The 25,520-nt window shown below is 65.4% G+C and carries 25 protein-coding genes; 10 read left to right on the plus strand and 15 right to left on the minus strand.

Going from position 1 to position 25,520, the window contains the following annotated elements; genetic code table 11:
- Positions 1-4 precede the first annotated feature (4 nt).
- From BRSPCE3_RS15440 to BRSPCE3_RS15455, 4 genes are all read right to left on the minus strand, one after another.
- Positions 5-688, minus strand: coding sequence for an EamA family transporter (locus BRSPCE3_RS15440; protein WP_244066707.1), 684 nt, complete (start codon positions 686-688; stop codon positions 5-7).
- Positions 689-700: 12 nt separating this feature from the next.
- Positions 701-1,894: an adenylate/guanylate cyclase domain-containing protein gene (locus BRSPCE3_RS15445; RefSeq protein WP_244066708.1), complete on the minus strand. Its 1,194-nt coding sequence runs from the start codon at positions 1,892-1,894 to the stop codon at positions 701-703.
- 47 nt (positions 1,895-1,941) lie between these two features.
- A complete protein-coding gene (gene aroC / locus BRSPCE3_RS15450) occupies positions 1,942-3,030 on the minus strand; it encodes a chorismate synthase (protein WP_244066709.1) in 1,089 nt (362 codons plus the stop codon).
- A 75-nt stretch (positions 3,031-3,105) separates the two neighbouring features.
- Positions 3,106-3,705 carry a histidine phosphatase family protein gene (locus BRSPCE3_RS15455; protein WP_244066710.1) on the minus strand — a complete coding sequence of 200 codons (600 nt, stop codon included), beginning with the start codon at positions 3,703-3,705 and terminating at the stop codon, positions 3,106-3,108.
- Positions 3,706-3,934: 229 nt separating this feature from the next.
- Between BRSPCE3_RS15455 and BRSPCE3_RS15460 the strand changes: the two genes are divergently transcribed.
- The gene (locus BRSPCE3_RS15460) at positions 3,935-4,423 is read left to right on the plus strand and encodes a sigma-70 family RNA polymerase sigma factor (RefSeq protein WP_092124724.1); all 489 of its coding nucleotides are present in this window, start codon (positions 3,935-3,937) and stop codon (positions 4,421-4,423) included.
- A 67-nt stretch (positions 4,424-4,490) separates the two neighbouring features.
- A complete protein-coding gene (locus BRSPCE3_RS15465; protein ID WP_244066711.1) occupies positions 4,491-5,255 on the plus strand; it encodes an anti-sigma factor in 765 nt (254 codons plus the stop codon).
- 388 nt (positions 5,256-5,643) lie between these two features.
- Here the strand turns inward: BRSPCE3_RS15465 and BRSPCE3_RS15470 are convergent, their stop codons facing one another.
- Entirely contained in the window at positions 5,644-6,600 is a 957-nt protein-coding gene (locus BRSPCE3_RS15470; RefSeq protein WP_244066712.1) for a DnaJ C-terminal domain-containing protein, read from the minus strand.
- 124 nt (positions 6,601-6,724) lie between these two features.
- Complete coding sequence (locus BRSPCE3_RS15475) at positions 6,725-7,225, minus strand: RT0821/Lpp0805 family surface protein (RefSeq protein ID WP_244066713.1); 501 nt, start codon at positions 7,223-7,225, stop codon at positions 6,725-6,727.
- 15 nt (positions 7,226-7,240) lie between these two features.
- On the opposite strand from BRSPCE3_RS15475, the gene pdxH reads away from it, so the two are divergent.
- Positions 7,241-7,882 carry a pyridoxamine 5'-phosphate oxidase gene (pdxH, locus tag BRSPCE3_RS15480; protein ID WP_244066714.1) on the plus strand — a complete coding sequence of 214 codons (642 nt, stop codon included), beginning with the start codon at positions 7,241-7,243 and terminating at the stop codon, positions 7,880-7,882.
- A gap of 148 nt (positions 7,883-8,030) precedes the next feature.
- Entirely contained in the window at positions 8,031-8,783 is a 753-nt protein-coding gene (locus BRSPCE3_RS15485; RefSeq protein ID WP_244066715.1) for an SDR family NAD(P)-dependent oxidoreductase, read from the plus strand.
- Between the two features lie 135 nt (positions 8,784-8,918).
- Here the strand turns inward: BRSPCE3_RS15485 and BRSPCE3_RS15490 are convergent, their stop codons facing one another.
- Positions 8,919-9,140 carry a hypothetical protein gene (locus BRSPCE3_RS15490; RefSeq protein ID WP_163156661.1) on the minus strand — a complete coding sequence of 74 codons (222 nt, stop codon included), beginning with the start codon at positions 9,138-9,140 and terminating at the stop codon, positions 8,919-8,921.
- A gap of 130 nt (positions 9,141-9,270) precedes the next feature.
- A complete protein-coding gene (locus tag BRSPCE3_RS15495) occupies positions 9,271-10,248 on the minus strand; it encodes a magnesium transporter CorA family protein (RefSeq protein WP_244066716.1) in 978 nt (325 codons plus the stop codon).
- 366 nt (positions 10,249-10,614) lie between these two features.
- On the opposite strand from BRSPCE3_RS15495, the gene BRSPCE3_RS15500 reads away from it, so the two are divergent.
- Positions 10,615-11,292 carry a L,D-transpeptidase gene (locus tag BRSPCE3_RS15500; RefSeq protein WP_244066717.1) on the plus strand — a complete coding sequence of 226 codons (678 nt, stop codon included), beginning with the start codon at positions 10,615-10,617 and terminating at the stop codon, positions 11,290-11,292.
- A gap of 45 nt (positions 11,293-11,337) precedes the next feature.
- On the opposite strand, the gene BRSPCE3_RS15505 is transcribed toward BRSPCE3_RS15500, so the two are convergent.
- Complete coding sequence (locus BRSPCE3_RS15505) at positions 11,338-12,540, minus strand: extensin family protein (RefSeq protein ID WP_375709915.1); 1,203 nt, start codon at positions 12,538-12,540, stop codon at positions 11,338-11,340.
- Between the two features lie 76 nt (positions 12,541-12,616).
- On the opposite strand from BRSPCE3_RS15505, the gene BRSPCE3_RS15510 reads away from it, so the two are divergent.
- Positions 12,617-14,245, plus strand: coding sequence for a fatty-acid--CoA ligase (locus BRSPCE3_RS15510; protein WP_244066718.1), 1,629 nt, complete (start codon positions 12,617-12,619; stop codon positions 14,243-14,245).
- 208 nt (positions 14,246-14,453) lie between these two features.
- Positions 14,454-15,311, plus strand: coding sequence for a DUF1499 domain-containing protein (locus BRSPCE3_RS15515; protein ID WP_244066719.1), 858 nt, complete (start codon positions 14,454-14,456; stop codon positions 15,309-15,311).
- Between the two features lie 125 nt (positions 15,312-15,436).
- On the opposite strand, the gene BRSPCE3_RS15520 is transcribed toward BRSPCE3_RS15515, so the two are convergent.
- The 4 genes from BRSPCE3_RS15520 to BRSPCE3_RS15535 all read right to left on the minus strand — a co-directional run bounded on the left by BRSPCE3_RS15520 (position 15,437) and on the right by BRSPCE3_RS15535 (position 20,914).
- Positions 15,437-16,354, minus strand: coding sequence for an MBL fold metallo-hydrolase (locus BRSPCE3_RS15520; RefSeq protein WP_244066720.1), 918 nt, complete (start codon positions 16,352-16,354; stop codon positions 15,437-15,439).
- A 159-nt stretch (positions 16,355-16,513) separates the two neighbouring features.
- Positions 16,514-17,728, minus strand: coding sequence for an acyl-CoA dehydrogenase (locus BRSPCE3_RS15525; protein WP_244066721.1), 1,215 nt, complete (start codon positions 17,726-17,728; stop codon positions 16,514-16,516).
- A 127-nt stretch (positions 17,729-17,855) separates the two neighbouring features.
- Positions 17,856-18,932 carry a 3,4-dihydroxy-2-butanone-4-phosphate synthase gene (gene ribB / locus BRSPCE3_RS15530; protein ID WP_244066722.1) on the minus strand — a complete coding sequence of 359 codons (1,077 nt, stop codon included), beginning with the start codon at positions 18,930-18,932 and terminating at the stop codon, positions 17,856-17,858.
- Positions 18,933-19,180: 248 nt separating this feature from the next.
- Positions 19,181-20,914 (minus strand): cation:proton antiporter, encoded by a 1,734-nt coding sequence (locus BRSPCE3_RS15535; RefSeq protein ID WP_244066723.1) that lies wholly within the window; start codon positions 20,912-20,914, stop codon positions 19,181-19,183.
- A 58-nt stretch (positions 20,915-20,972) separates the two neighbouring features.
- Here BRSPCE3_RS15535 and BRSPCE3_RS15540 point away from each other — a divergent pair, with 58 nt between their 5' ends.
- Both BRSPCE3_RS15540 and BRSPCE3_RS15545 read left to right on the plus strand, forming a co-directional pair.
- Positions 20,973-21,515 carry a DUF3124 domain-containing protein gene (locus BRSPCE3_RS15540; protein WP_244067251.1) on the plus strand — a complete coding sequence of 181 codons (543 nt, stop codon included), beginning with the start codon at positions 20,973-20,975 and terminating at the stop codon, positions 21,513-21,515.
- Between the two features lie 60 nt (positions 21,516-21,575).
- Entirely contained in the window at positions 21,576-22,814 is a 1,239-nt protein-coding gene (locus BRSPCE3_RS15545; protein ID WP_244066724.1) for a PLP-dependent aminotransferase family protein, read from the plus strand.
- Between the two features lie 115 nt (positions 22,815-22,929).
- Here BRSPCE3_RS15545 and BRSPCE3_RS15550 read toward each other — a convergent pair whose 3' ends face one another.
- Complete coding sequence (locus BRSPCE3_RS15550) at positions 22,930-24,213, minus strand: amidohydrolase family protein (RefSeq protein ID WP_244066725.1); 1,284 nt, start codon at positions 24,211-24,213, stop codon at positions 22,930-22,932.
- 159 nt (positions 24,214-24,372) lie between these two features.
- Here BRSPCE3_RS15550 and BRSPCE3_RS15555 point away from each other — a divergent pair, with 159 nt between their 5' ends.
- Complete coding sequence (locus BRSPCE3_RS15555; protein WP_244066726.1) at positions 24,373-24,591, plus strand: hypothetical protein; 219 nt, start codon at positions 24,373-24,375, stop codon at positions 24,589-24,591.
- Between the two features lie 103 nt (positions 24,592-24,694).
- Here BRSPCE3_RS15555 and BRSPCE3_RS15560 read toward each other — a convergent pair whose 3' ends face one another.
- Positions 24,695-25,513: an aldo/keto reductase gene (locus tag BRSPCE3_RS15560; protein WP_244066727.1), complete on the minus strand. Its 819-nt coding sequence runs from the start codon at positions 25,511-25,513 to the stop codon at positions 24,695-24,697.
- Between the last annotated feature and the right edge of the window lie 7 nt (positions 25,514-25,520).

A 25,520-nucleotide genomic window follows, 5' to 3' on the forward strand; every position in this document is an offset into this window, starting at 1 on the left:
GGCGTCACCGCCGCGCCGGCCCATTCCGCTGGCTGACCACGATGTCGGCAACGACCGCGCCCATCACCAGCGCGCCGCCGATCAGGGCGCGCAGCGACGGCACCTCGGCGAAGGCCAGCCACACCCAGAACGGCATCAGCGGCGTTTCGAGGGTCGCGATCAGCGAGGCCTGTGCGGACGGCAGCAATCGGGAGCCGACCGTGAACAGGGTGAGGCCGAGGCCGACCTGACAGGCGCCAAACATCGCGAGCACACCGAGATCGGCGCCGGTGACCGCGCCGATGCCCAGCCCCAATGGCAGGCTGACGGCGCTGCCGAGAAAGTTCGAGAGCGCGGCGGCGGCGATCATCGGCGTGCCCTTGTGCCGCCGGATCACCACCGTCATCAGCGAGATCGCCAGCACCATCACGCAGGCAAGGCCGATGCCCCTGTAATCCGTGATACCCTCCGCGCCGCTGACCGTGATGGCGACGCCCGCAAGCGCGACGAGGTCGCGTACGCCGCCCCGGCCCTGCGTGACGACCAGGAACAGCGCGATCGCGCCACCACCGAACAGCCCGCGCCAGAACAGGATGGTCCAGGAATCGAAGTGCAGCAGCCGGGTGAAGAACGGCGCCGTGCTCCAGGCCGCGGCGGCGGCAACGACCAGCGCGATCCCCTTGCGGTGCTGCGCGTCCGTATCAGTCACCGCGCGCAATCGCTAGCTGGCGGCAGCGACCGGTGCCTCGTCGAACAGGCCATAGACCCGCTCGGCCTTGGCAAAGCCCGCGATCGGAAACTCGCCGAGATCGCTCCAGCCGCCGTCGCTGATGCCGGCGAAGCGCTCAGAGGCCACGACGGTGCGGCCGAGACGGCCGGCGATCTTCTCGAGCCGCGCGGCGAGGTTGACCGCCGGACCGATGCAGGTGAAGTCGAGCCGGTTGCCGCCGCCGATATTGCCGTACAGCACACGCCCGAGATGCAGCGCGAGGCCGAAACGAAAGCGCTCGACCGCATCGCCATTGGCAAATTGCAGCGCGTCCACGCCGGCGCGGGATGCGCGCGCTGCCTCCAGCACCCGCGTGCAGACCTGCACCTCGTCACCGAGATATTCGTCGACCGGGAATACCGCGAGCAGGCCGTCGCCCATGAATTTGAGGACCTCGCCGCCATGGTCGCGGATCGCGGTGACCTGGCAGTCGAAATACAGGTTGAGGATCTCCACCACCGTCTCGGACGGCAGGCGGTCCGACAGCGCGGTGAAGCCGCGCAGGTCGGACAGCCAGATCGCGGCGTCCATCGTGTCGGCATGGCCGCGCCGGATCTGGCCGCCCATGATGCGCTCGCCGGCCCGGTTGCCGACGTAGGTGTCAAGCAGCAGCGACGCGGTACGGCGCAACGTCACGATCTCGATATAGCGCGACAGCGGAACGGTGATCGAGCGGATCGCGTCGAGCTGCTCGTCAGTGAAGCCGCCCGGCTGCTTGGTGGTCCAGCTCGAGGCGTTCGGGGGGCCATCGGTGTTGATCAGCGGCACCGCGATGTAGTCGGTGACGCCCTCGGCCTGCAGGTCAACGACAATGGGAAAGCGCTTGCTGGCGGGGTCGTCGAGCCGCGCGCGCACCTCAACGCCCTGCTTGAGCACGATCGCCAGCGGGCTGACGGCAAATTCCGGAGCGTCCAGGATGTTGTGATCGACGCTGCCGGTGTCGACCTCGGCGCCCGGCTTCCAGATGAAATGGCGGCCGTAGATCTCGGGATGCAGCGTGCGCACGAACACGCCGATGCGCCACAACGGCAGGCCGGCCCTGACCAGGCGTTCGCAGCATTCCGCCATCATCTGCGCCGGGGTCGGTGCCGACCGCGCGCCGCCGATCATCCATGCGATGATGTCCCGAAGCTCCGACGCGTTCATGGCAATCCCCAGGTGAGCACCCGATCCGGTGATCACTATATAGGGGATCAGCGCCCGGTCTGCCCGCGGTCGCGCAGAAAATGATCGGCCAAAACGCAGGCCATCATGGCCTCGCCCACCGGCACCGCCCGGATGCCGACGCAGGGGTCGTGGCGACCCTTGGTCAGGATGTCGGTGTCGGCGCCCTTGCGGTCGACGGTCCGGCGCGTGGTCAGGATCGAGGAGGTCGGCTTGACCGCAAACCGCACCACCACCGGCTGGCCGGTCGAGATGCCGCCGAGCACGCCGCCGGCATGGTTGGACAGGAAGCGCGTGCCGTTGTTGCCGGTCCGCATCTCGTCGGCGTTCTCTTCGCCGGTGAGCTCTGCGGCGCCGAAGCCGGCACCGATCTCGACGCCTTTGACCGCGTTGATGCTCATCATCGCCGAAGCCAGATCGCTGTCGAGTTTTGCGTAAATCGGCGCGCCGAGCCCGGCCGGCACGCCCTCGGCGACGACCTCGATGACGGCGCCGATCGAGGAGCCGCTCTTCCGGATGCCGTCGAGATAGCTTTCGAAGAACGCCGCCTTGTCCTTGTCGGGACAGAAGAACGGGTTGTTGGCGACCTCGTCCCAATCCCACTTCTCGCGGTCGATCTTGTGCGGACCCATCTGCACCAGTGCGCCGCGCACCTTCACCTCGGGCAGCACCTTGCGTGCGATCGCACCGGCCGCGACGCGGGTCGCGGTCTCCCGCGCCGAGGAGCGTCCGCCGCCGCGATAGTCGCGCAGGCCGTATTTCGCTTCATAGGTGAAGTCGGCGTGGCCGGGGCGAAACTTGTCCTTGATCTCGGAATAGTCCTTCGAGCGCTGGTCGGTGTTCTCGATCAACAGCGCGATCGGGGTGCCGGTGGTGACCTGCACGCCGCTCTCCGGATGCGCCATCACGCCGGACAGGATCTTCACCGCATCCGGCTCCTGGCGCTGGGTGGTGAAGCGCGACTGGCCGGGCCGGCGACGGTCGAGGTCGTGCTGGATCTCCTCCACGGTCAGAGGGATCAGCGGCGGGCAGCCGTCTATCACGCAGCCGATCGCGACCCCATGGCTCTCGCCGAAGGTCGTGACGCGGAACATATGGCCGAAAGTGTTGAAGGACATGGCGTGTCGTAACGCGCAGGGTCGGCAGCGTCAAACGGGTTTCATGACCCCAAGGACGCGGCTGGCGGGGCGCCCTTAACTATATTTCCGCAGGCCTGCCGCGCCGAACACGTAGACCGCGCCCTGCTCGATCGTGAGATCGGCGGCCGAGGCCGGGGTCTCGAAGCCGAGCGCCACCATCAACGCCCGCGCGGTGCCGCCATGGGCAACCGCGACCGTGTCCGAGGTCACCGAACCGTACCAGTCGGTCATCCGCGCCTGCACGTCGACATAGCTCTCGCCGCCCTCCGGCGCGACCTGCCACTTCTCGGCCAGGCGGCGGGCGTACACGGCGGGGTCGGCGGCCTGCGCCTCTGCCAGCGTCGAGCCTTCCCATGTGCCGTAGCCGATCTCGCGCAGCCGCGCGTCGAGGGCGTAGCCGCCCGGCGGCAGGCCGAGCTCGGCCCGCACCAGCTCCATGGTCGCGCGCGCCCGGATCAGCGGGCTTGCGACGAAAGGCAGCGTCGTCTTGTCACGGCCGTCGCGCGTCAGCAGATCGGCAAGGATGCGCCCGGCATGTGCCGCCTGGGCGCGGCCGCGCTCGTTGAGGGCGATGTCCTGCACGCCCTGGAGCCGGCCTTCGGCGTTCCACGAGGTTTCGCCGTGGCGGATGTAGTAGATCGTTGGCACCGGCATTCCCGTAACGGCTGGTCCTTGCTGAGCGAGCTGTCGGGCGCCTCACCTAAGGTTTCCACGCTTCGAATTTTTTCGGCTCGGAGGTACACCAGCGCTTCGGCTGGCGACAAGCCCAAATCGGCCGCAGCCGAGGCGGTATGCACGCAGCTCGGCGCAACCGGAATAGCCACGCCATTAGGGTGTTATGCTGGAGAGGCGGCGATTGCCGCGACCATCGAAGACTGGATGCATGACCGCGTTTCGCCAAAGTGTCGAAGCCATGATCCCGGCGCTCCGCCGCTATGCGCGCGCGCTGGTGCGTGACAGCGATATCGCCGACGATCTGGTGCAGGACACGCTGGTGCGCGCGCTGCGCTCGGAACGGCTGTTCCTCGGCGGCGACGTCAGGAGCTGGCTCTATACGATCCTGACCAATCTGAACAAGAACCGCAGGCGTTCGCTGGCGCGGCGGCCGGCCTTCATGCCGCTGCTCGACAACAATGCCGACGCCAGCGGCACCGAGGCCGAGGGGCGCGACATCGAGCGCGCGCTGTCGACGCTGGTCGAGGAGCAACGCTCGGTGCTGCTGCTCGTGATGCTGGAGGGCATGAGCTACCGCGAGGTCGCCGACATCCAGGGCGTTCCGATCGGCACGGTGATGTCCCGCCTCGCCCGCGCGCGCGCGCATGTGCGGGCCTCGATCGAGGGCCAGCGCCCGGCGCTGCGGCGGGTGAAATGATAATGTGCACGATGACAGGCGTTACCGATGAGCGATTTTCGAACAAGATTTGGCAGAGACGACTGATATGACCGACCCGAACATCCCCGTCACCGAAGACGAGCTGCACGCCTACGTCGACAACGAGCTGCCGGCCGAACGCCGCGGCGATGTCGAGGCGTGGCTCGCCACGCATCCTGACGACGCGGCGCGGGTGCAATCATGGCGCGCGATGGCCGAGACGCTGCATGCGCGCTACGACACCGTGTTGGACGAGGCGGTGCCGAAGCGGCTCGAGCTCGAGCGGCTGGTGCGCCAGCCGCGCCGCTGGGTCTATGGCGCGGTGGCGGCAACGCTCGCAGCCTTTATCGCCGGCGGCGGCGTCGGCTGGATCGCGCGCGGCGCCTCGGCGACACCGTCGACCTTCCAGAGCTTCACGCTCGATGCGCTGGATGCGCACCGGCTCTACGTGGTCGAGGTCCGCCACCCCGTCGAGGTGCCGGGCAGCGAGCGCGACCATCTGCAGCAATGGCTGACCAAGCGCTGCGGCTGGGACGTCCGCGCGCCGGAGCTCAGCGGGCTGAAACTGGTCGGCGGCCGCCTGCTGCCGGGGCCGAGCGGGCCGGCGTCGTTCCTGATGTATGAGAGCACGTCCGGCGAGCGCTTCACGGTCTACACCGCCAAGGCCAAGACCGAGGCGACCCAGATGCGTTATGCCGTGCAGGGCAGCGACGGCGCGCTGTTCTGGGCCGATCGCGGCGTCGCCTATGTGGTCAGCGGCGGGACCGACCGCAGCCGGCTGACCCAGGTCGCGCAATCCGTCTACGATCAGATGGAGAAGAGCGGCGGCTGATCTCCCGTAATTCTACGGGAGATCACGGCGGGAAATCGTGCCGTTTCGAGCAAGTGAATCCAGCCTCACCCGGCGTCCCAATTCCGACATTGAAAATTTCGATTCGCGTCATGGACGCGTCTCATTGTCGTACCGGATGCTCACGCGAAGATGATCTGCGCCCGATCCGCCGATCGGCGCACGCGGCCTCGATTGGGGTTTTGTGTACCGCGCTGGTCCCCCTCTCGAGGCCGCACTCTTTTCCGCCATCCGGTCTGCACGCCGCAGACACGGACCTCGGGCGGCTGGTAATCTTTTGACGCGCCCGCAATACCCGCGTCTACCCCGATAGAGTCCGGGGTAGGTGCAGTTTCGCGTCTTCGCGTCTTCTGGGACACGCTCCCGGCGGTCAGCCGAGATCGCTGCGCGGATTGTAGGGATTTCGCTCCCGCCACGTCTGCATCAATGCCTCGAGCTCGGCATCGTTCCCGTCGGGAAGGATGATGCGGGTCGTGACATAGAGGTCGCCGACGGCGCCCGCCTTCGACAGCCCCTTGCCCTTGAGACGGAAGGTGCGGCCGCTCGAGGTGTTCTTCGGGATCGACAGTTCGACTGCGCTGCCGAGCGTCGGCACCCGGACCTTGCCGCCCAGCACCGCCTCGTAGAGGGTAATCGGCAGGTCGATCCTGAGATCGTTGCCCTCGATCTTGAAGAACGGATGCGGGGCGATCGATATCGTGATCAGGAGGTCGCCGGGCGGATGGCCCTGCGCGGTGTCGCCCTGCCCCTTCAACCGGATCTGCTGGCCCGCGGTGACGCCGGGCGGAATCTTGACGTTGAGTTCGCGGCCGGTCGGCAGCCGGACGCGCTTGTCGCCGCCCCTGACCGCCTCCTCCAGCGACACCGTCATGGCGACCGACAGATCGAGGTCGACGCCGACCCCGCCGCCTTCGAATTCGAACGGACTGGCCCGGCCCGCACGGGCGCCGCCGCCACGCGCGGCATTGCCGAACATGCTGTTGAGGATGTCCTCGAAGCTGCCGCCGCCCGTGCCGCCGCCGGGCCCGGAGCGAAAGTTGTACTCGAACCCGCCCGGACCGGCACGGCCGCCGGCACCACCGCCAGGGAACCCCTGGAAGCGCGGCTTGCCGTCGGCATCGATCTCGCCGCGGTCGAACTGCTTGCGCTTGTCCTCATCGCCGACGATCTCGTTGGCGGTGTTGATCTCGGCAAAGCGGGCCGCCGCCTTCGGGTCGTTGCTGTTGTTGTCAGGGTGATGCTTCTTGGCGAGCTTGCGATAGGCGCTCTTGATCGTCGCAGCGCTGGCGCTCCGCTGCACCCCCAAGACCTCATAGGGGTCGCGCATCCGTCACGTCTCCTTCACGGGAAAATCGGTTCTGGCCGGGAACCCATCCGGGCCCACTTTGCCTTGATGTGGGGGCTCAGTGGCATTTTTGCAACTAGTCCAGGACCGGTATCAGCCGGAACTCTCAGGACTTTCTCCACGGCTTCAAACTATGGATTTCCCAGCGTCCCTGTCCAGCCTTGCAGGCGGCGCCCTGCAGCCAGCTTTCGGTGGCGCCATTGACATAGCTGGCGAGGAAATCCCGGCACGTCTTGCCGTCCTCGCCCGAATAGGCCTGAGCCAGCGGCGTCACCGAGCCGCGCGCGCCGGTTTGAGGGTTTTCCCAGGGCTGGCTGGAATCCTTGTCGCCCTTGGTCAGCACGTCGGAGGCGGCGTTGCGCGCGAAGGCCAGATCGCTCTCGGTCGGCATCGCCGCGTTGACCAGGGTCGGGCTGATCGAGCCCGTCACATCCTTGTCGTCCATCCTGGCGAAGGCATCGGTGCGCGACAGGCTGCAGCCGCTGGCGCCGACACCGACCAGGATCAATGTCGCCACCGCGCCCGCGGGACGGATCGCCGATAGGCCAACGCGCTGCCATGCCCTATATAGGGCCAGTAACGCGTTCTCGGACGCGGGCAGATGCAAATCGGGACTCCTGACATGACCGACACGACCTCCATCAAACACCCGACACCGTTAACATCGGGTGATTTCACTGCGGCGGAGGAGCCGTTCGCCCTGTTCGGGGAATGGTTTGCGGAGGCGATCAAGTCCGAGCCGAACGATCCGAACGCGATGGCGCTCGCGACCGTCGATGCCGACGGACTGCCCGACGTGCGGATGGTGCTGATGAAGGGCTTCGATGCCGACGGCTTCGTGTTCTACAGCCACATTGCCAGCGCCAAGGGCCGCGAATTGGCCGCAAATCCCAAGGCCGCTTTACTGTTCCACTGGAAATCGCTGCGCCGCCAGGTGCGCATCCGCGGGCCGGTGACGCCGGTCGCCGATGCCGAGGCCGACGCCTATTTCGCCACGCGGCCGAAACAGGCGCAGATCGGCGCCTGGGCCAGCAAGCAGTCGCAGCCCCTGGAGAGCCGCTTCGCGTTCGAGCAGGCGATTGCCAAGGCCGGCGCGAAATACGTCATCGGCGAGGTGCCGCGGCCGCCGGGCTGGAGCGGCTGGCGGATCACGCCGCAGCGGTTCGAGTTCTGGCACGACCGCCCGTACCGTCTGCACGACCGCATTGAATTCCGCCGCGACGGCGCCGGCAGCGCCTGGTCGAAGGTGCGGCTCTATCCCTGAAAAATCGCGACCGTCATGGAAGGGCGAAAGCACGAAGCGTGTCTTCGTGTAAGATCGCCCCGGCCATCGACAGTCTTGATCTGCAATCGTTCCGAGACGTCGATGCCCGGCACGCCGCCGCGCGCGGCGAAAACGAGAGAAACCGTCGATGACCCGCCCATCCAATGCGCCGCGGCGCACGCTGCTCCTGACCGGCGCGAGCCGCGGCATCGGCCATGCCACCGCGATCCGGTTCTCGTCCGCCGGCTGGCGCGTCATCACCCTGTCGCGGCATGCGTTTCCCGAGGTGTGCCCGTGGGGCGCCGGACCGGAAGACCACATCGAGGTCGATCTCGGCAGCCATGACGACACGGTGCGTGCGATCTCCGAGATCCGGCAGCGGCTGGACAACGACGAATTGCACGCGCTGGTCAACAATGCCGCGATCTCGCCGAAAGCGCCCGACGGTGGCCGGCTCGGCACCATGGATACCGACATCGAGACCTGGACCCACGTTTTCCACGTCAACTTCTTCGCACCGGTCATGATCGCACGCGGGCTGATCGAGGAGCTGAAGCACGCCAAGGGCGCGGTGGTGAACGTCACCTCGATCGCCGGCTCGCGCGTGCATCCGTTTGCCGGCGCGGCCTACGCGACGTCAAAGGCCGCGCTTGCGGCGCTGACGCGCGAGATGGCGTCGGACTTCGGCCGCGTCGGCGTTCGCGTCAATTCGATCGCGCCGGGCGAGATCGACACCTCGATCCTGTCGCCGGGCACCGAGAAGATCGTCGACCAGCAAATCCCGATGCATCGTCTCGGCACCCCGGACGAAGTCGCCAAGATCATTTACGTTCTCTGTACGGAGACCAGCTCTTACGTGAACGGTGCGGAAATCCACATTAACGGTGGTCAGCACGTCTGAGCTTGGGATGAGCCGTCATTTCGGGGAAGGAAGTTTGGAGGCGATCCCGGCCGCCGCCGCGGCCGTCACATTGGGATTGCTTCACTTGCAGGCGCAACAACGCAAACGAGGCTTCTGCCTCCGAGGCTTCGGCCTCTAGTCTGCGTAAAACCGACGCGACTTCTTCTCGGGCTGCCGCAGCGCGACGTCGTTCAGCGCGCTGGAGCATTCGTCTTCGTCCTCGCCATCAAGCAGCGCCGCGTCACAGTAACGGCAAAGTCTCGGCGAGATCGCCTGCACCTTGCCTGCTGCGCGGTCCTGTTGATAGCGCGCAAAGTCGATGACGTTACGCCGTGGCGTTATGATCTTCTCAACCATTGCTGTCCTCCGGCTTCGAGGCGGGCGTTATCGCAGACAAGTTTCGCCCAAACGTTCAGCGCAACACTCAAATTTTAGGAGAGGAAATAAGGCAGAAAAGCGCGTCCCAAAACGCGACGCTGGAACAGCGCTACAGCCACTTCTTCCACTTGAAAATCCAGTACGGAACAATCGCCGCAATCAGCATCAGCACCAGCGCGAACGGATAGCCGTGCGTCCATTCGAGTTCCGGCATGATCTTGAAATTCATGCCGTAGATCGAGGCGATCAGCGTCGGCGGCATCAGCACCACCGCCATCACCGAGAACAGCTTGATGATGTTGTTCTGTTCCAAATTGACCACACCGAGCATGGCGTCGAGCACGAACGTGATCTTGCTGGAGAGATAGGAGGCGTGGTCGGTCAGTGAGGCGACGTCACGCTGCATGGTCTTGAGCTGCTCGCGCATGTCCTTGGACCATTTCACCCCTTCCACGATCGCCGAGAGGAAGGTGACGAGGCGTCCGATCGACACCAGGCTTTCGCGGACCTTCGAGGTCAGGTCGCCCTTGCGGCCGATCGCGATCAGGATTTGCGAATATTGCTTGGCGTGGCCGTGCCGCTCGCTCTCCGGCTCGAAGATGTCGTGGGAGACCTGGTCGATGTCGGCCCCGCAGCGCTCCAGCAGGTCGGCACAACGGTCGATCACCGCGTCCAGCAATTCCATCAGCACCTGTTCGCCGGTGATCCCGGGGGAGCAGGCGCGGGCCAGCTTGTTCTCGACCAGCGCAAACGGTTTCGGCAGGTCGTAGCGCACCGTGACCAGCCGATGGCTGGTCAGGATGAAGGTGACCGCCGTGGTGCGCGGCATATCGGTGTCGGATTGGCACATCAGCGTCGCGGTCATGTAGCGCGCGCTGTTCTCGATATAGAGCCGGCTGGAGATCTCGATCTCCTGCATGTCTTCCCGGGTCGGGACCGCGATCCCCGCGAGCTTCTCGACGGCCCGGTCCTCCTCCACGGTCGGGTTCACCAGATCGACCCAGACCGCGCCCTCAGGCAGCGCGCCGAGGTCTGTCGCGGCGGCCTTCTTGAGGGAGAAATCGGAGGGAACGAACACCGACAGCATCACGAACTCCGGGATACAGGGCAGGAAACAGGGACTTGTAGGAACAGGACTCGCAGGACCCGCCGACTTAGCGCGATTCTGGCGGGCGCTTCATGACCGGGGCATTAACCGGGCGTCCATATTTGTGGCAGCCGGGTGGCGGCGACGGAGCACCGACTCGACGACCGTTGCCTGTTTGCACAAAAAACCGACCCACGCCAGAACAGTTGCGGCAAAAAAGCCACAGATCACGTCCCGCGATGCGGGAAAGCCATCTAAAGTCTGGGAAGAACGGCGGGTTTCAGCGATAATGCCCCTCATGGAATCGTGGCGTTTGGGGCGTTTTGTTGGCGCTTTCGGGCGCGGATTTTCGATTGGAATGTAATCATGTCGTCGCTCAAAGTTACCTTCGGGATCCTGGCCGCGGGCCTGATGTTGTCGGGCTGCATGCAAGCCACGACCTACGAGGCAACCAATACCGCTGCCTTCAAGCCGCGTGACAAGGAACTCCTGGCCAAGACCACCTACGTCAAGACCCCGGTCGCCGAACCGTTCCGCCGCGCGATCGTCGAGTATCACCGCAAGGAAGCAGCCGGCTCCATCGTGGTCGACTCCGACAACCATTACCTCTACTACGTGCTGAACGACGGCAAGGCGATCCGCTACGGCATCACCGTCGGCGAAGAAGCCATGGCCTGGTCAGGCATCGCCAAGGTCGGCAGCATGACCGAATGGCCGGCCTGGCACCCGACCCCCGGCGAAATCTCGCGCCTCGGCGTTCCGACCTTCGTGGCTCCGGGCCCGGACAATCCGATGGGCTCGCGCGCGATGTATCTCTACTCGGGCGGCAAGGACACCCTGTTCCGCATCCACGGCACCAACCAGCCGGAATATATCGGCTCGTCGATCTCCTCGGGCTGCATCCGCATGACCAACGAGGATGTCATCGACCTCTATAACCGCGTCAAGCTCGGCACCATCGTCGTGGTGCTGGAGCCGAAGCACGGCGACTCGCCCTACAAGCCGCAGATGGCCCTGCAGGGCGGCGCCAACATCACCTACTGATCACATCGCACTGATCACATCGCACTGATCACATCGCAATCGCGATCAAAGGCGCCGGCTTTGCCGGCGCTTTTTTGTTGGCTGCGGCTTGCTCTCGACCGCGGCGTCGGGCGCGGCCGCATCATCTGATTTCGTCGCATCCTGCTTGCTGCCGGCATCAACCTTGCCGTGGTCAGCCTTGGATGCGTCCGGCCTGGACGCGTCAGTCTTGCCCCCGTCGGATTTCGCGGCGACCTCGCGCGGCGGCGCCTCTTCGGGGCGCTCGGCGGGCAACAGCGGTGCGACATGCGGCAGCGGGTCGTACACGTTCCACTGGCAGATCCGGTAATTGCCGCGACGCTCGATCAGGTCGAGATGGATGTGGTCCTCGTGGTACCAGTCCGAGCCCGGCCCGAGCACGGTGGAGAAGCGGGCGCAGACCGAATGCAGCACGGTCTCGCGCAGATCGCGCGGCACGCTGCGATCGGTCAGCGAGATCGACTTGCCGTTGGCGAGACCGAAGGCGCGCACGTCGAGCGCATTGGCGCGGCCGTGCTCGGAGAGCTGCGCGCCGGCGACGCGATTGCGGCCGCGGCACTCGAACGAATCGAGATTGTCGAGATTGCTGATCCCGCCGCCGAGGCTCTGCGCCAGCGGCGCGATATCGGCGCGGACCCAATCCACGACCGCAGCCGCCATCTTGCAGCGAAGGATCGCGGCGGGCTTGACCGCGACCTTGCGTCTGTCCGGCAGCACGATGGCCTCGAGCCGCACCAGGTCCTCGCCGCCGCAGCCGCCGGCGCCGTGGATATCCGGAATGCTCGGCGCGATCGCGATCTCCTCGGTGAGCGCCTGCCGGCAGGCCGACAGCTGCGGCCTGGGCGGCTCGGCCGGTTTTGCGACTTCGGCCGGCTTGGCCGTTTCGGCAGGCCTGGCAACCGCCGGAGGCTGCGTCTCGGCCGCGGGCGGCGCAGGCTCGGCAGCGGGGGGCGCCTGTTCTGCTGCCGGCTCTTCCGCCGCAGGCGCCTCGGCAGGGCGCGGCCTCGGCAGCGGCACCGCCGAACGGCGAACCGCCTTGTGCGCCCGGTGCGGCCGGACGCCGAACAAATCGTCCCATGGAAAGCTCGGCGCGCCGCGGGCGGCCTCAGCCGGCCCCGCTTGCATGCCAAGGCAAAGCAACGCGGCGGCAGCGGTAACCATTGCCGCGGCCCCGCGACGAAACGCACCATCAGGCCATTTTCGGCTTGCTTTCTCCGCGCTACAGTTCATGTCAGTTCCATGATTTTACTGCCGGCCGTCCAAGATGCCGGCAGATCATGCGTGAGGATCGAGGAGGGATTTGCGTATGCTTGGCTTGATGCAAGACTGGCCCCTGCTGTGCCACAAGATTATTGAGCACGCCGCCAAATATCACGGCACGCAGGAAGTCGTGACCCGGTCGGTCGAAGGCCCCATTCATCGCACCACCTACGCCGAAATCCATGCCCGCGCACTGAAGGTCTCGCAAAGCCTGGAGCGCGACGGCATCAAGCTCGGCGACCGTGTCGCCACCATCGCCTGGAACACCTGGCGCCACCTCGAGGTCTGGTACGGCATCATGGGGATCGGCGCGATCTGCCATACGGTCAATCCACGCCTGTTTCCGGAACAGATCGCCTGGATCGTCAACCACGCCCAGGACCGCATCGTCATCACCGACCTCACCTTCGTTCCGGTGCTGGAGAAGATCGCAAGCCAGCTGCCGAGCGTCGAGCGCTACGTGGTGCTGACCGACAAGGCCCACATGCCGCAGACCACGCTGAAGAACGCGGTCGCCTATGAGGACTGGATCGCGGCATCCGACGGCAAGTTCGAATGGAAGACCTTCGACGAGAATACCGCGGCGGCGATGTGCTACACGTCCGGCACGACGGGCGATCCCAAGGGTGTCCTGTATTCCCACCGGTCCAACGTGTTGCACGCGCTGATGGCCAACTCGAAGGACGCGCTCGGCACCTCCGCCTCGGACACAATGCTTCCGGTGGTGCCCTTGTTCCATGCCAACAGCTGGGGCATCGCGTTCTCCGCGCCCTCGATGGGCACCAAGCTGGTGATGCCGGGCCCGAAGCTCGACGGCGCCTCGGTGTACGAGTTGCTGTCGACCGAGAAAGTCACCCATACCGCGGGTGTCCCGACGGTGTGGCTGATGCTGCTGCAATACATGGCCGCCAACAACGTCAAGCTGCCGGATCTGCAGATGGTGATCTGCGGCGGCTCGGCGATGCCGCGCTCGATGATCAAGGCGTTCCTCGACATGGGCAGCCAGGTCCGCCACGCCTGGGGCATGACCGAGATGAGCCCGCTCGGCACGCTGGCGACGTTGAAGCCGCCGTTCACCGAACGCACCGGCGAAGAGCGTCTCGACATCCTGCAGACCCAGGGCTATCCGCCGTTCGGCGTCGAGATGAAGATCACCGACGATGCCGGCAAGGACCTGCCGTGGGACGGCAAGACTTTCGGCCGTCTCAAGGTCTCCGGCCCCGCGATCGCCAAGGCCTATTTCCGGGTCGACAGCAACATCCTCGACGATGCCGGATTTTTCGACACCGGCGACGTCTCGACGATGGACGAGCACGGCTACATGCGGATCACCGACCGCTCCAAGGACGTGATCAAGTCCGGCGGCGAATGGATCTCCTCGATCGATCTCGAGAACCTCGCGGTCGGCCACCCGGCAGTGGCCGAAGCCGCCGTGATCGGCGTCCATCACCCCAAATGGGATGAGCGGCCGCTCTTGATCGTGCAACTCAAGCAGGGCGAGAGCGCCACCCGCGAGGACATCCTGAAGTTCATGGACGGCAAGATCGCCAAATGGTGGATGCCCGACGACGTCGCCTTCGTCGACGGCATTCCCCACACCGCGACCGGCAAGATCCTGAAGACCGCGCTGCGCGACCAGTTCAAGGACTACACTTTCCCGACCGCCGCGGCGTGACGCAACACGAGAAACCGTAGCCCGGATGGAGCGAAGCGTAATCCGGGTTCGGCGACGGAAAGACCGACCCCGGATTTCGCTTCGCTCCATCCGGGCTACGACCTATACCCCACCCAAATCCCTTGAATTCGCCGCAGGTCCGTGGTCTCACACGATGATTGGCGGCGGCTGAGGTCGCCGGGGACAGCAACCGGCAGATTTTTCGACGATGGCGCGCAGGTTTTCCGCTCCCTACCAGCAGGAGCCCGTGTCCGGTCTCGCCACCTGGTCGCGCAACCTCGCCATCTTCTCCGTCGTTGCGGTGGTGGTCTCGATCCTGATCGTCCGCTTCGGGTTCCTGGAGGTCAAACCGGCGCTGGCGACCTTCTTCGGCGCGCTTGGGCTCGCCGGCCTGTCGATCCTGCTTGGGCTCGCCGCCTTCGCCGCGATCTGGCAGAACGGCACCCGCGGCATGGGCCGGATCCTGTTGGCGCTCGTGATCGACGCCGCGATCCTCGCCTACCCGGCCTACCTCATCTACCAGTACCGCAAGCTGCCGCGGATCTACGACGTCACCACCGACGCGATCGATCCGCCGAAATTCGAGGCGCTGGCACGGCTGCGCACCGGGGAAGGCACCAACCCGGCCGCCTATGCCGGTCTGTATTCGGCCGAGAAGCAGCGTGCGGCCTGGCCCGATATCGAAACCGTCGAGCTCGAGATCCCGGTCGACCGCGCCTATGAGCTGACCTTGCGGCTGGTGAACCGCCGCAAATGGCTGGTGATCGACGCCCGCGCGCCGCAGCCGCCACGCCGGATCGGCCGCATCGAGGCGGTGGCGCGCACGCCGATCATGGGTTTCCGCGAGGACGTGTCGATCCGGGTCACCCCCGACGACGAGGATTCGCGCGTCGATATCCGTTCGGCGTCGCGCTATTTCGACACCGATCTCGGCAGCAACGCCGCGCGGGTCAAGAAGCTGATCGAGGACCTCAACACCGCCGCCGAGAACGATAATTCCAAGCCGGCCAAGAAGGCAGCTCCGGTCGCGCCAAAGGCACCCCCGGCGAAGACGGTGAAGAAGTAACCTCTCCCGTCATTCCGGGGCGCGCGAAGCGCGAGCCCGGAATCCATTTCGTCTCTGAGCTTGCGGCCCGATGGATTCCGGGCTGTCGCTTCGCGAGCCCCGGAATGACGAATGGATGGCGGTGGCTAAGCCATCCGGTACGTGCCACCGATCACCGGATCGCCGTCGGTCGCCACGACACCGCGTGCGACGAGGTCCTCCAGATGCGCCAGCACCGAATAGCCGGCGGCATTGGCGAGGCGCGGGTCGAGCCCGATATAGATCGCCCGTACCATGGTCGGGATGTCGGCCTCGCCCTTAGCCAGCCGATGCAGGATCGAGGCCTCGCGAGCCCGGCGATGCCGCGCCAGGAAGCGCACATAGCGCGGGCCTTCCGGAATCTCCGGGCCGTGGCCGGAGAAATAGAGCTGCTCGGGCCGCTGCTCCAGCCGCTCCAGTGAGGCCATGTAGTCGATCATCGAACCGTCGGGCGGCGCCACGATCGAGGTCGACCAGCCCATCACATGGTCGCCGACGAAATTGATGCTGCGCTCGGTCCAGGCGAACGCCAGATGGTTGGCAGTGTGCCCCGGGGTGGCGACGGCTTCCAGCGCGAAGCCACTTCCCTCGATGACGTCGCCGTGCTTGACCTCGATATCGGGCCGGAAATCGCGGTCGGCGCCGGATTCCGGATTGTGCTTCTCGCTCTCGAAGCGCGGCCGCGAGGCGCGGTGCGGGCCTTCGGCATAGACTGGCGCGCCGGTCGCGGCCTTGATCCGCGGCGTGTTCGGCGAATGGTCGCGATGGGTATGGGTGACCAGGATGTGGGTCACGGTCTCGCCCTTGACCGCATCGAGCAGCGCCTTCGCATGCGCCTCGTCATCGGGACCGGGATCGATGATCGCGACCTTGCCCTCGCCCACGATGTAGCTGACCGTGCCGGTGAAGGTGAACGGGCTCGGATTGTTGCAGAGGACGCGGCGCACGCCGGGGCGGACCTGTTCGACCACGCCGGGCTTCAGCGGAAAGTCGCGGTTGAACGGGATGTCGTCGTTGTCGGCCATGGGATCCGATTCCTTGTGAGCCGTCATCCCCGGATGAGCGCTCCGCGCTCACTCGGGGGTGCGAGCTCTTGCGAGCCTCGAAAGATGTCGGGCACCACCTCGCGTCATCCTTCGAGGCGCGCCGAAGGGGCGCGCACCTCAGGATGACGCCTCCGGGATTTACGAGAACGCCTGGATGCCGGTGATCGCGCGGCCGAGGATCAGCGCGTGAACGTCGTGCGTGCCCTCATAGGTGTTGACCGTCTCGAGGTTCGCGGCGTGGCGCATCACGTGATATTCGATCTGGATGCCGTTGCCGCCGTGCATGTCGCGCGCCATGCGGGCAATGTCGAGCGACTTGCCGCAATTGTTGCGCTTGACGATCGAGATCATCTCCGGCGCCATCTTGCCTTCGTCCATCAGGCGGCCGACGCGCAACGAGGCCTGCAGGCCGAGCGCGATCTCGGTCTCCATGTCGGCGAGCTTCTTCTGCACCAGCTGGGTGGCGGCGAGCGGGCGACCAAACTGCTTGCGGTCGAGGGTGTACTGCCGCGCGCGGTGCATACAGTCCTCGGCGGCGCCGAGCGCACCCCAGGAGATGCCGTAGCGAGCGCGGTTGAGGCAGCCGAACGGGCCCTTGAGGCCGGAGACGTTGGGCAGCAGTGCGCTTTCCGGCACCACCACATTGTCCATCACGATCTCGCCCGTGATCGAGGCGCGCAAGCTGAGCTTGCCGCCGACCTTCGGCGCCGACAGGCCCTTCATGCCCTTCTCGAGGATGAAGCCGCGGATCTGGTTGTCATGCGCGGCCGACTTGGCCCACACCACGAACACGTCGGCGATCGGCGCATTCGAGATCCACATCTTGGCGCCGTTCAGCTTGTAGCCGTCGGCCACCTTCTCGGCGCGGGTCTTCATGCCGCCGGGATCGGAACCGGCGTCCGGCTCGGTCAGGCCGAAGCAGCCGACCCATTCTCCGGTCGCAAGCTTGGGGAGATATTTCTTGCGCTGGTTTTCGTCGCCATAGGCGTAGATCGGATACATCACCAGCGAGGTCTGCACCGAATTCATCGAGCGATAGCCGCTATCGACGCGTTCGATCTCGCGCGCCACCAGGCCATAGGCCACGTAGCTCGCATTGGCGCAGCCATATTCCTCGGGCAGCGTCACGCCGATCAGGCCGAGCTCACCCATCTCGTTGAAGATCTCGCGGTCGGTCTTCTCTTCCAGATAGGCCTTGGTGACCCGCGGCAGCAGCTTGTCCTGCGCATAGGCCCGCGCCGTGTCGCGGATCAGGCGTTCGTCTTCGGTGAGCTGGTCGTCGAGCAGGAACGGATCATCCCACTGGAAGCTGGCGGCAGCCGGCTTGTCCTTGGCCTGGGGGCGCACGCTCATGAAATATCCTTTCGTATCGTCACTCGGAATTTGGCGGATAAATTAAAGCGCTATGCTGCGAAGCGCAATTGAATTGGGCGCATGCATCCCGGGGGCGATGCGCGCATCGCGCCCGGAATGGCCCGCGTCAGACGTCGAACTTCTCGTTCGACACGATCTCGATGCCGAAACCGGACAGGCCCTTGTAGTCGTGCACCGACGAGGTCAGGTGCCGGATCGAGCTAATGCCGAGATCGCGCAGGATCTGCGCGCCGACGCCGACCTCGCGCCATTGCTTGTTGCGGTCGGCCTCCGCCGACTTCTGCTCGCTCACCGGCTGGACCGGAACACCGGCGGCACCGTCGCGCAGATATACCAGCACGCCGCGGCCGGCATCCTTGAAATGCCGCAATACGGCTTCCATGCGTGCCGGGCCGGTGAACAGGTCCTTGACGATGTTGGGCTTGTGCAGCCGCGTCAGCACGTCCCGGCCGTCGCCGATGCCGTTATAGACGAAGGCGGCATGCATGATCTCGTCGAACGGCGAGCGATAGGCGTAGCCCTGCAGCGGACCGATCGGGCTTTCGGTAGTGAAGGTCGCGACCCGCTCGATCAGCTTCTCGCGCGCCTGGCGATAGGCGATCATATCGGCGATCGTGACATGCTTGAGCTTGTGGCGGGCGGCGAACTTCGCGACCTGCTCGCCCTTCATCACGGTTCCATCGTCGTTCATCAGCTCGCTGATGACGCCCACCGGCGGCAGGCCCGACAGCCGGCACAGGTCGACCGCCGCCTCGGTGTGGCCGGAGCGCAGCAGCACGCCGCCGTCGCGCGCGATCAGCGGGAAGATGTGGCCGGGGCGGGCGAAATCATTGGCGCCGGCATTGGGATTGGCGAGCGCACGGCAGCAGGAGGCGCGCTCCTCGGCCGAGATGCCGGTGCCGCCATCGGGCTTGTAGTCGATCGAGACGGTGAAGGCGGTGGTGTGATTGGACTCGTTGTGCGCCACCATCGGGTCGAGCCGCAGCCGGCGGGCGTCCTCGGTGGTGATCGGCGCGCAGACGATGCCGGAGGTGTGGCGGATGATGAAGGCCATCTTTTCCGCCGTGCAGAACGACGCCGCGACGATCAGATCGCCCTCGCCTTCCCGATCGTCATCGTCGGTGACGACGACGAGTTCGCCCTTCGCAAAGGCTTGCAGCACTTCCTGGATCGTATCGGCCATTGTCCTGACATCTCGCTATATGCAGGCAGTGGATTAGCCGGGTTCCGATGTCAGCGCCAGTATCATTATGCAACCCGCCATGCGTCCGGCAGGCATCGTCGGCAGGCATACCAGGAGCCGGTAGCCCGGATGAAGCGAAGCGCAATCCGGGCATTTCCACGTACACGGTCCCCGGATTTCGCGGAGCCTGTCATCGGGCGCGCGTTCGCGCGACCCGTTGGCTTCATCCGGGCTACAGAGCCGCCTTCTTAAGGCAGCACCTCGCGCCGATCGCTGAGCTGGGCGTCCATTTCGGCGCGCTTGTCGTCGAGCAGGCCGGCGTCGGCGGCCTCGATCACCGAATAGAGCTCGCCGGCGTCGCTGAGCCGGGTCACCGTCACGTAGTCGGCGCCGGCCGCGTAGAGGTCGTCGACGCCGGTCAGCAGGTCCGCGGTGGCGACGATCTTCGCGGTCGGATTCAGGGCGCGGACGTGGCGCACCAGCTTCTCATTGTCGGCGCCGACCAACAGGAAATCCGGCACGCTCAGGATGATGACCTCGGCCTTGCCGATGCCGGCATGGACGAGCGTGTCGACATTGCTGATGTCGCCATAGATCACGTGCATGCCGCGGTCGGACAGCGTGCGGAACACCAGCGGATTGAAGTCGATGACGCTGATCTGCTCGAGCAGCGACTGGTTCTGCCGCTCGATCTGGCTGATCAGCGCGCTCGCGGCGCGGAAAAAGCCGAGGATCACGATGCGCCGGATTTCACCATGCCCCTCCTCGTGCCCGGCCTCGCCACGGCCCTCGCCCTCCTGGTCGAGGTCGCGCAGCCCGATCCGCTTCAAGGGGCCGATCAGGCCGCGCACGATCTGATCGCTGCGGGCCATCGCGAAGGTCGAGAGCACCGCCAGCACCACGAACGCGAACGAGACCGCATTGGCGGTCTCGGTCCCGATATGGTTGGCGGCGATGCCGGTCTGGATCACCACCAGCGAGAACTCGGAAATCTGTGCCAGGTTGATCGCCGGCAGCAGGCTGGCACGCAGGCCCTGCTTCATCAGATAGAGCGGCGTGAATGTCGTGACCAGGCGGCTGATGACCGTGAAGGCCGCAATGACCAGCGCAAGCCAGATCACCGATAGGCCGGGAATCGGGATCGTCATGCCGAGCGCGACGAAGAACAGCGTGATGAAGAAATCCCTGAGCGTCGTGACCTTGGCGGTGACGTCGAGCGCATAGGGGAAGGTCGAGATCGAAACGCCGGCGACCAGCGAGCCCATCTCGCGCGACAGATGCAGCCGCTCGGCGATCTCGCCGATCAGGAAGCACCAGGCGAGCGCGCCGAGCAGCACGAGCTCGGGCCGCCGCGCGATCTGGTGGAACAGCCGCGGCAGCACGTAGCGGCTCAGCACCAAAGCGGTCGCGACCAGCACCGCAACGCGGGCGATCGACAGCAGCACGACGCTGATCTGCAGATTATCGAGGCTCGGCTGCACCGCCAGGAACAGGATCGCGAAGATGTCCTGCAGCACCAGCACGCCGAGCGTGATGCGGCCCGGCAGCGTGTCGAGCTCGCGCTTTTCGTACAGCACCTTGACGATGATCACGGTCGAGGACAGCGCGCAGGCGACGCAGAGATAGACCGCGTCGAACTTGCCACCGCCGATCGCAAGCCCGATTGCCGCGAAGAACGCCACGCCGATCAGGCAGCCGCCGATCAGCTCGCCGGCGCCGGCGAACAGGATGACCTTGCCGGCACGGATGATCTTCTTGAGGTCGATTTCGAGCCCGATCATGAACAGCATGAAGATCAGGCCGAGCTCGGAGATGACGCTGATCGATTCCTGGGACTTGACCCAGCCCATGCCGAATGGACCAATGAAAAAGCCGGCGATAAGGTAGGCCAGTATCAGCGGTTGCCGGGAGAAATGGGCGAGCAGCCCAATCCCCCAGGCGAACAGGATACAGAGCGTGATATCGGGAATCAGTTCATGCATGCGTGAAAGACTTCCTTTGCCGCAACCTAGAGGGCCGGGCGTGAGGATCAACCTAGCAATGTGTCACATCCGCGCAGGCGGCATTTTTCTGGCAGTTTTGCTCTGCCTGCTCACCGTGCGCGTGACCGACGCGCTAGCACAATCCCCGGCAGGTATTGAACAAAATTTTGCGAACTCGCTGACCACGGTGCCATCCGAAGGCCTGACCGCTTCCGGTGCATTCTACGTGCCGGTGTATTCCAGCGTATCGATGAGCCAGGGCAAGCTCAGGGCCGATTTCTCGGTGACGCTCAGCGTGCACAACGCCTCCGAGACGCGGCCGCTGGTGCTGAAGCGGATCGCCTATTTCGACACATCAGGCAAGATGGTGGAGAGCTACCTCAAATCGCCGGTCGCGCTAAAACCGTTTGCGACCGTCGAGGTCGCGATCGCCACCACCGATACCCGCGGCGGCACCGGCGCGAATTTCGTGGTCGATTGGGCGGCCGCCGGCGAAATCGCGGAACCGGCGGTCGAGGCCTTGATGGTCGGCAGCGTCGGCGCCGGGCACTACGCCTTCATCAGCCAGGGCCGCCCGATCCGGCTGATCGGCAAGAACTGACTTCACAGAGGGCCCTTCCCAGCGGCCTTCTCAACGACAACAACACGGAGCGAAACGTCCATGTCCACCACAGCCCAGTTCGACTTCACACCGCTGCTCCCGGCCGGCCTGCCTGCGCCCGCCGCGCGCTGGACCGGGCTCGCCAAGTACAGCTTCGTCGGCGGCAACAACGACCCGGACCAGGTCCCGGTCGACGGGCTGCTGGAGGCGATGAACGCGGTGCTGAAGCGCGAGGGCAGGAATCTGGCGACCTATAACCTCGCACACGGGCCGCAGGGTTATCTGCCGCTGCGCCGGTTCCTGGCCGAGAAACTGAAGCGCGATGCCGGAATTGCCTGCACGCCGGATGAGATCATGATCGTCTCCGGCTCGCTGCAGGCGCTCGACCTGGTCAATCAGACGCTGCTCGCCAAAGGTGACACCGTGCTGATCGAACAGGAAACCTATCAGGGCTCGCTGAACCGGCTGACCCGGCTCGGCGTCAACGCGGTCGGCATTCCCCTCGATGGCGAGGGCATCAGGATCGATGCGCTGGCCGCAGCGCTTGCCGATCACAAGCGGCGCGGCATCACGCCGAAATATATCTACACCATCCCGACGGTGCAGAACCCGACCGGCTCGATCCTGCCCGAGAGCCGCCGCGCCGAGATGCTGAAGCTGTCGAAGGAATACGGCGTGCCGATCTTCGAGGACGATTGCTATGCCGATCTGATCTGGAGCGGCGAACGGCCGCCCGCGATCTACGCCATGAGCCAGCATGGCGGCGTGATCCATATCGGCTCGTTCTCGAAGTCGATCGCGCCGGCGCTGCGGGTCGGCTTCATCGTCGCGCCCTGGGCGATCATGTCGCGGATGCTGCCGCTGAAGACCGACGCCGGCTCCGGCGCGCTGGAGCAGATGGTGCTCGCCGAGTACTGCGCGCCGCATTTTGCGACCCATGTGCCGCGGTTGACCAAGGGGCTGCGCGCCAAGCTCGACACGCTCATGGAGGCGCTGAACGAGCAGTTCGGCACGTCGGCCGAGTTCGAGGCGCCGAAGGGCGGCATCTTCCTCTGGGTCAAGCTGCCCGACAATGTCGACACATTGAAGCTCTACCAGGCGGCGCTCGCCGCCGGGGTCTCGATCAATCCGGGACCGGAATGGTCGACCAGCAAGGCGCATTCGGCGAGCCGGCTCCGCCTCTGCTTCGCCAGCCCCTCGCACGACCAGATCCGCGAGGGCGTCGCCGTGCTCGCCGAAGTGTGCCGCAAGGAGTTCGGCGTGCCGGCGCGCAGCAGCAATGTAGAGAAGCGCGGCTAGCTGCTTCGCTCGCGGCGAGATGGATTGCTTCGCTTCGCTCGCAATGACGGACTAACCTCTCTCCATGTGATTGCGAGGAACGCAGCGACGAAGCAATCCATCTCTCGACTTGCCTTCACCGCACCGAAAACGGCGCCTGATAGGGCCGGCCGAACGGCACGCCATTGACCACGGTCTGCACCGGCTTCAGTTGCAGATTGCCGTCGCGCTTGTTGTTGCGGGTGTCGACGAAGGTGACCGGGCCCTCGACCAGGTCCATGATCGCGACGTCGCCGGGGGCGCCGCGCTGCAGCGTGCCGATCTTCGGCGTGCGGTTGATGATCCGCGCCGGCACCGAGGTCGCCATCGCGACGACCTGCTCCAGCGAGGAGCCCATCGCCAAAAACTTGCTCATCACATTCGGCAGGAACGGGATGCCGGGCGAATTGCCGGAGAACACGTGGATGTCGGAGGAGATCGTATCCGGCGTGCAGCCGGCAGGGATCGCGATCTCGGCCACCGTGAAGTCGAAGCTGCCGCCGCCATGGCCGACGTCGAACAGCACGCCGCGCTGCTTGGCCGCGAGCGCCGCCGGCAGCAGCTTGCCGTCCTGCACGATGTTGGTGAAAGCGCCTGACATGTTCGGCGCGCCGGAATAGGCGTGGGTGAGGATATCGCCCGGCCGCAGCAGATCGAGAATGTCGGACATCAACTCCTTGGTCTCGACGCCGCCGATATGCACCATCATCCGCGCCGGCCAGCCGCACATCTCGCAGGCCTGGATGCCGCGCTTCAACGGCTCGACGCCGTGCTTGAAGATGACGTTCTCCGACATCCGCACCTTGACCCCGATCAGGAAGTCGGGGTTCTCGGCCAACGCCATCGCGCAGGCTTCGACCTGGGCGTTGTCGATGTTGTAGAGCTCGGCCACCGGGAAGGCCGACAGGCCGTTATTGGCGATATGGACGAAGGCATAGATCCGCGCCCGCGACTGCGCCACGATGAAGCGCCGCAACGCCGCGAGATTGTTGACGCCGGCATCGCCAGCCGAGACGACGGTCGTGGTGCCCTGGAATTGCACCAGCTCGTCGGCGGGAATGCCGATCGCCGAGCCGTAGGGATAGACGTGGCAGTGCAGATCGACGAGGCCCGGCATCACCAGCTTGCCCGAGGCGTCAATGGTCTTGCTGGCGCGCGCGGCCGGGATCTCATCCTCGATCGCCTCGATGAAGCCCCAGCGGATGCCGATGTCGCGCTTGCCGCGCAGCGACTGGCTGGGATCGATCATGTCGCCATTCTTGATCACGAGGTCGAACTTGTCGTCCGGCCCCATCGCCGCCGCTGCGGCCGGCCCCGCAATGGCGGCCGCAGCGGTCGATCCCGTCGCTCTCAAAAAGTCCCGTCGTGAAAATCCACTCACAGCAACGCCCCCCGACATTGATTTTTATAGCGCGATGATGCGTCGGACGCAGTGGTTAGGCAAGGCCACCTGAACAGCCGTTCAGAAAACTCCGCCGGTTCCTGAGGAACGTTTCGATGTCTGCCCGGTTTCCCCCTCGCATCATTTGAGGAGGACGAAATGAAGAAGATTGGTTTTGTTCTTGCGGCGATTGGTACGCTTGCCGTGGCCGTTCCGTCGATCGCGAGCGCCGAGACCGTCGTGATCAAGCGCGGCCATCACCACCACTGGGATCGCGGCTGGGGTTCGCGCGCCGAGATGCGCCATGACCGCGGTTGGCATCGCGGCTGGCATCACGACCATGACCGTGCGGTCGTGATCCGGCGCGATCGCTACTGATCGCCGATACATCCAAGAGACCGGCACAAGAGACCGAACAACGGAAAATGGCTCCTCGCGGAGCCATTTATTTTTCAAGATTCGTATTGGCTGGTCGACAGGCTCAATCCCACGCCGGCGCAAAGGCCGGATTGACGCAGCGCATGTCCTTGCGCAGCGCGGCGATCGCCTTGCGGTCATCGTCGTCGAGCTTGATCTTCAGCGCGTCGAGATTGGCCTGTTGGCTTTCGGCGCGCGACGCCTTCGGGATCGCCGCAACGCCGTCCTGATCGAGCAGCCATTTCAGCGCCACCTGCGCCGCGGTCGCATCGTGCTTCTTGCCGATCTTCGCCAGCGTCTCGTCGGTGGCGAAGCGGCCCTGGGCGAGCGGACAATACGCCACCAGCGGGATCGATTTCGCCGCGAGATATTTCCGCACCGCCGTCTGGTCCAGCATCGCGTGGTATTCGATCTGGTTGCAGGCGATCGGCGCCTTGATGTCCTCGACCACGGTCTTGAGCAGCGCGGTGGTGAAATTGGCGACGCCGATGGCGCGGACGCGGCCCTCCTCCTTCAGCTGCAGCAGCGTCTCGAACACGGCCGGCAGCTGCATGCTCTTCGACGGCCAGTGCACCAGGTAGAGATCGACGTGATCGAGCTGCAGCTTGTTCAGGCTGGCGTCGAAGGCCTTGCGGATCGCGTCCGGCGCCAAATTCTCGTGCCAGACCTTGGTGGTGACATGCAGGTCCTTGCGCGCGATGTCGGCGGCCGCAATCGCGGCCCCGATCGCCTCTTCATTGCCGTACATCTCGGCGGTGTCGATGTGGCGATAACCTAGCCCGAGCGCGCTCTCGACCGCCGCGCGGCAGGCATCGCCCTGCATGCGGAAGGTGCCGAGCCCGAGCTGCGGCAGGCTGATGCCCTGTGTCTGCAGATTGTCCATGGATAGC

Origin of the sequence: Bradyrhizobium sp. Ce-3 (assembly GCF_022835695.1) — a bacterium.
Lineage (GTDB): Bacteria > Pseudomonadota > Alphaproteobacteria > Rhizobiales > Xanthobacteraceae > Bradyrhizobium.

Bases quoted from the DNA above. Each gene is read 5' to 3' on its own strand.
- BRSPCE3_RS15445 (WP_244066708.1), bottom strand. From the start codon at position 1,894: ATGAACGCGTCGGAGCTTCGGGACATCATCGCATGGATGATCGGCGGC.
- aroC (WP_244066709.1), bottom strand. From the start codon at position 3,030: ATGTCCTTCAACACTTTCGGCCATATGTTCCGCGTCACGACCTTCGGC.
- BRSPCE3_RS15455 (WP_244066710.1), bottom strand. From the start codon at position 3,705: ATGCCGGTGCCAACGATCTACTACATCCGCCACGGCGAAACCTCGTGG.
- BRSPCE3_RS15460 (WP_092124724.1), top strand. From the start codon at position 3,935: ATGACCGCGTTTCGCCAAAGTGTCGAAGCCATGATCCCGGCGCTCCGC.
- BRSPCE3_RS15465 (WP_244066711.1), top strand. From the start codon at position 4,491: ATGACCGACCCGAACATCCCCGTCACCGAAGACGAGCTGCACGCCTAC.
- BRSPCE3_RS15470 (WP_244066712.1), bottom strand. From the start codon at position 6,600: ATGCGCGACCCCTATGAGGTCTTGGGGGTGCAGCGGAGCGCCAGCGCT.
- pdxH (WP_244066714.1), top strand. From the start codon at position 7,241: ATGACCGACACGACCTCCATCAAACACCCGACACCGTTAACATCGGGT.
- BRSPCE3_RS15485 (WP_244066715.1), top strand. From the start codon at position 8,031: ATGACCCGCCCATCCAATGCGCCGCGGCGCACGCTGCTCCTGACCGGC.
- BRSPCE3_RS15490 (WP_163156661.1), bottom strand. From the start codon at position 9,140: ATGGTTGAGAAGATCATAACGCCACGGCGTAACGTCATCGACTTTGCG.
- BRSPCE3_RS15495 (WP_244066716.1), bottom strand. From the start codon at position 10,248: ATGCTGTCGGTGTTCGTTCCCTCCGATTTCTCCCTCAAGAAGGCCGCC.
- BRSPCE3_RS15500 (WP_244066717.1), top strand. From the start codon at position 10,615: ATGTCGTCGCTCAAAGTTACCTTCGGGATCCTGGCCGCGGGCCTGATG.
- BRSPCE3_RS15505 (WP_375709915.1), bottom strand. From the start codon at position 12,540: ATGAACTGTAGCGCGGAGAAAGCAAGCCGAAAATGGCCTGATGGTGCG.
- BRSPCE3_RS15510 (WP_244066718.1), top strand. From the start codon at position 12,617: ATGCTTGGCTTGATGCAAGACTGGCCCCTGCTGTGCCACAAGATTATT.
- BRSPCE3_RS15515 (WP_244066719.1), top strand. From the start codon at position 14,454: ATGGCGCGCAGGTTTTCCGCTCCCTACCAGCAGGAGCCCGTGTCCGGT.
- BRSPCE3_RS15520 (WP_244066720.1), bottom strand. From the start codon at position 16,354: ATGGCCGACAACGACGACATCCCGTTCAACCGCGACTTTCCGCTGAAG.
- BRSPCE3_RS15525 (WP_244066721.1), bottom strand. From the start codon at position 17,728: ATGAGCGTGCGCCCCCAGGCCAAGGACAAGCCGGCTGCCGCCAGCTTC.
- ribB (WP_244066722.1), bottom strand. From the start codon at position 18,932: ATGGCCGATACGATCCAGGAAGTGCTGCAAGCCTTTGCGAAGGGCGAA.
- BRSPCE3_RS15535 (WP_244066723.1), bottom strand. From the start codon at position 20,914: ATGCATGAACTGATTCCCGATATCACGCTCTGTATCCTGTTCGCCTGG.
- BRSPCE3_RS15540 (WP_244067251.1), top strand. From the start codon at position 20,973: ATGTGTCACATCCGCGCAGGCGGCATTTTTCTGGCAGTTTTGCTCTGC.
- BRSPCE3_RS15545 (WP_244066724.1), top strand. From the start codon at position 21,576: ATGTCCACCACAGCCCAGTTCGACTTCACACCGCTGCTCCCGGCCGGC.
- BRSPCE3_RS15555 (WP_244066726.1), top strand. From the start codon at position 24,373: ATGAAGAAGATTGGTTTTGTTCTTGCGGCGATTGGTACGCTTGCCGTG.
- BRSPCE3_RS15560 (WP_244066727.1), bottom strand. From the start codon at position 25,513: ATGGACAATCTGCAGACACAGGGCATCAGCCTGCCGCAGCTCGGGCTC.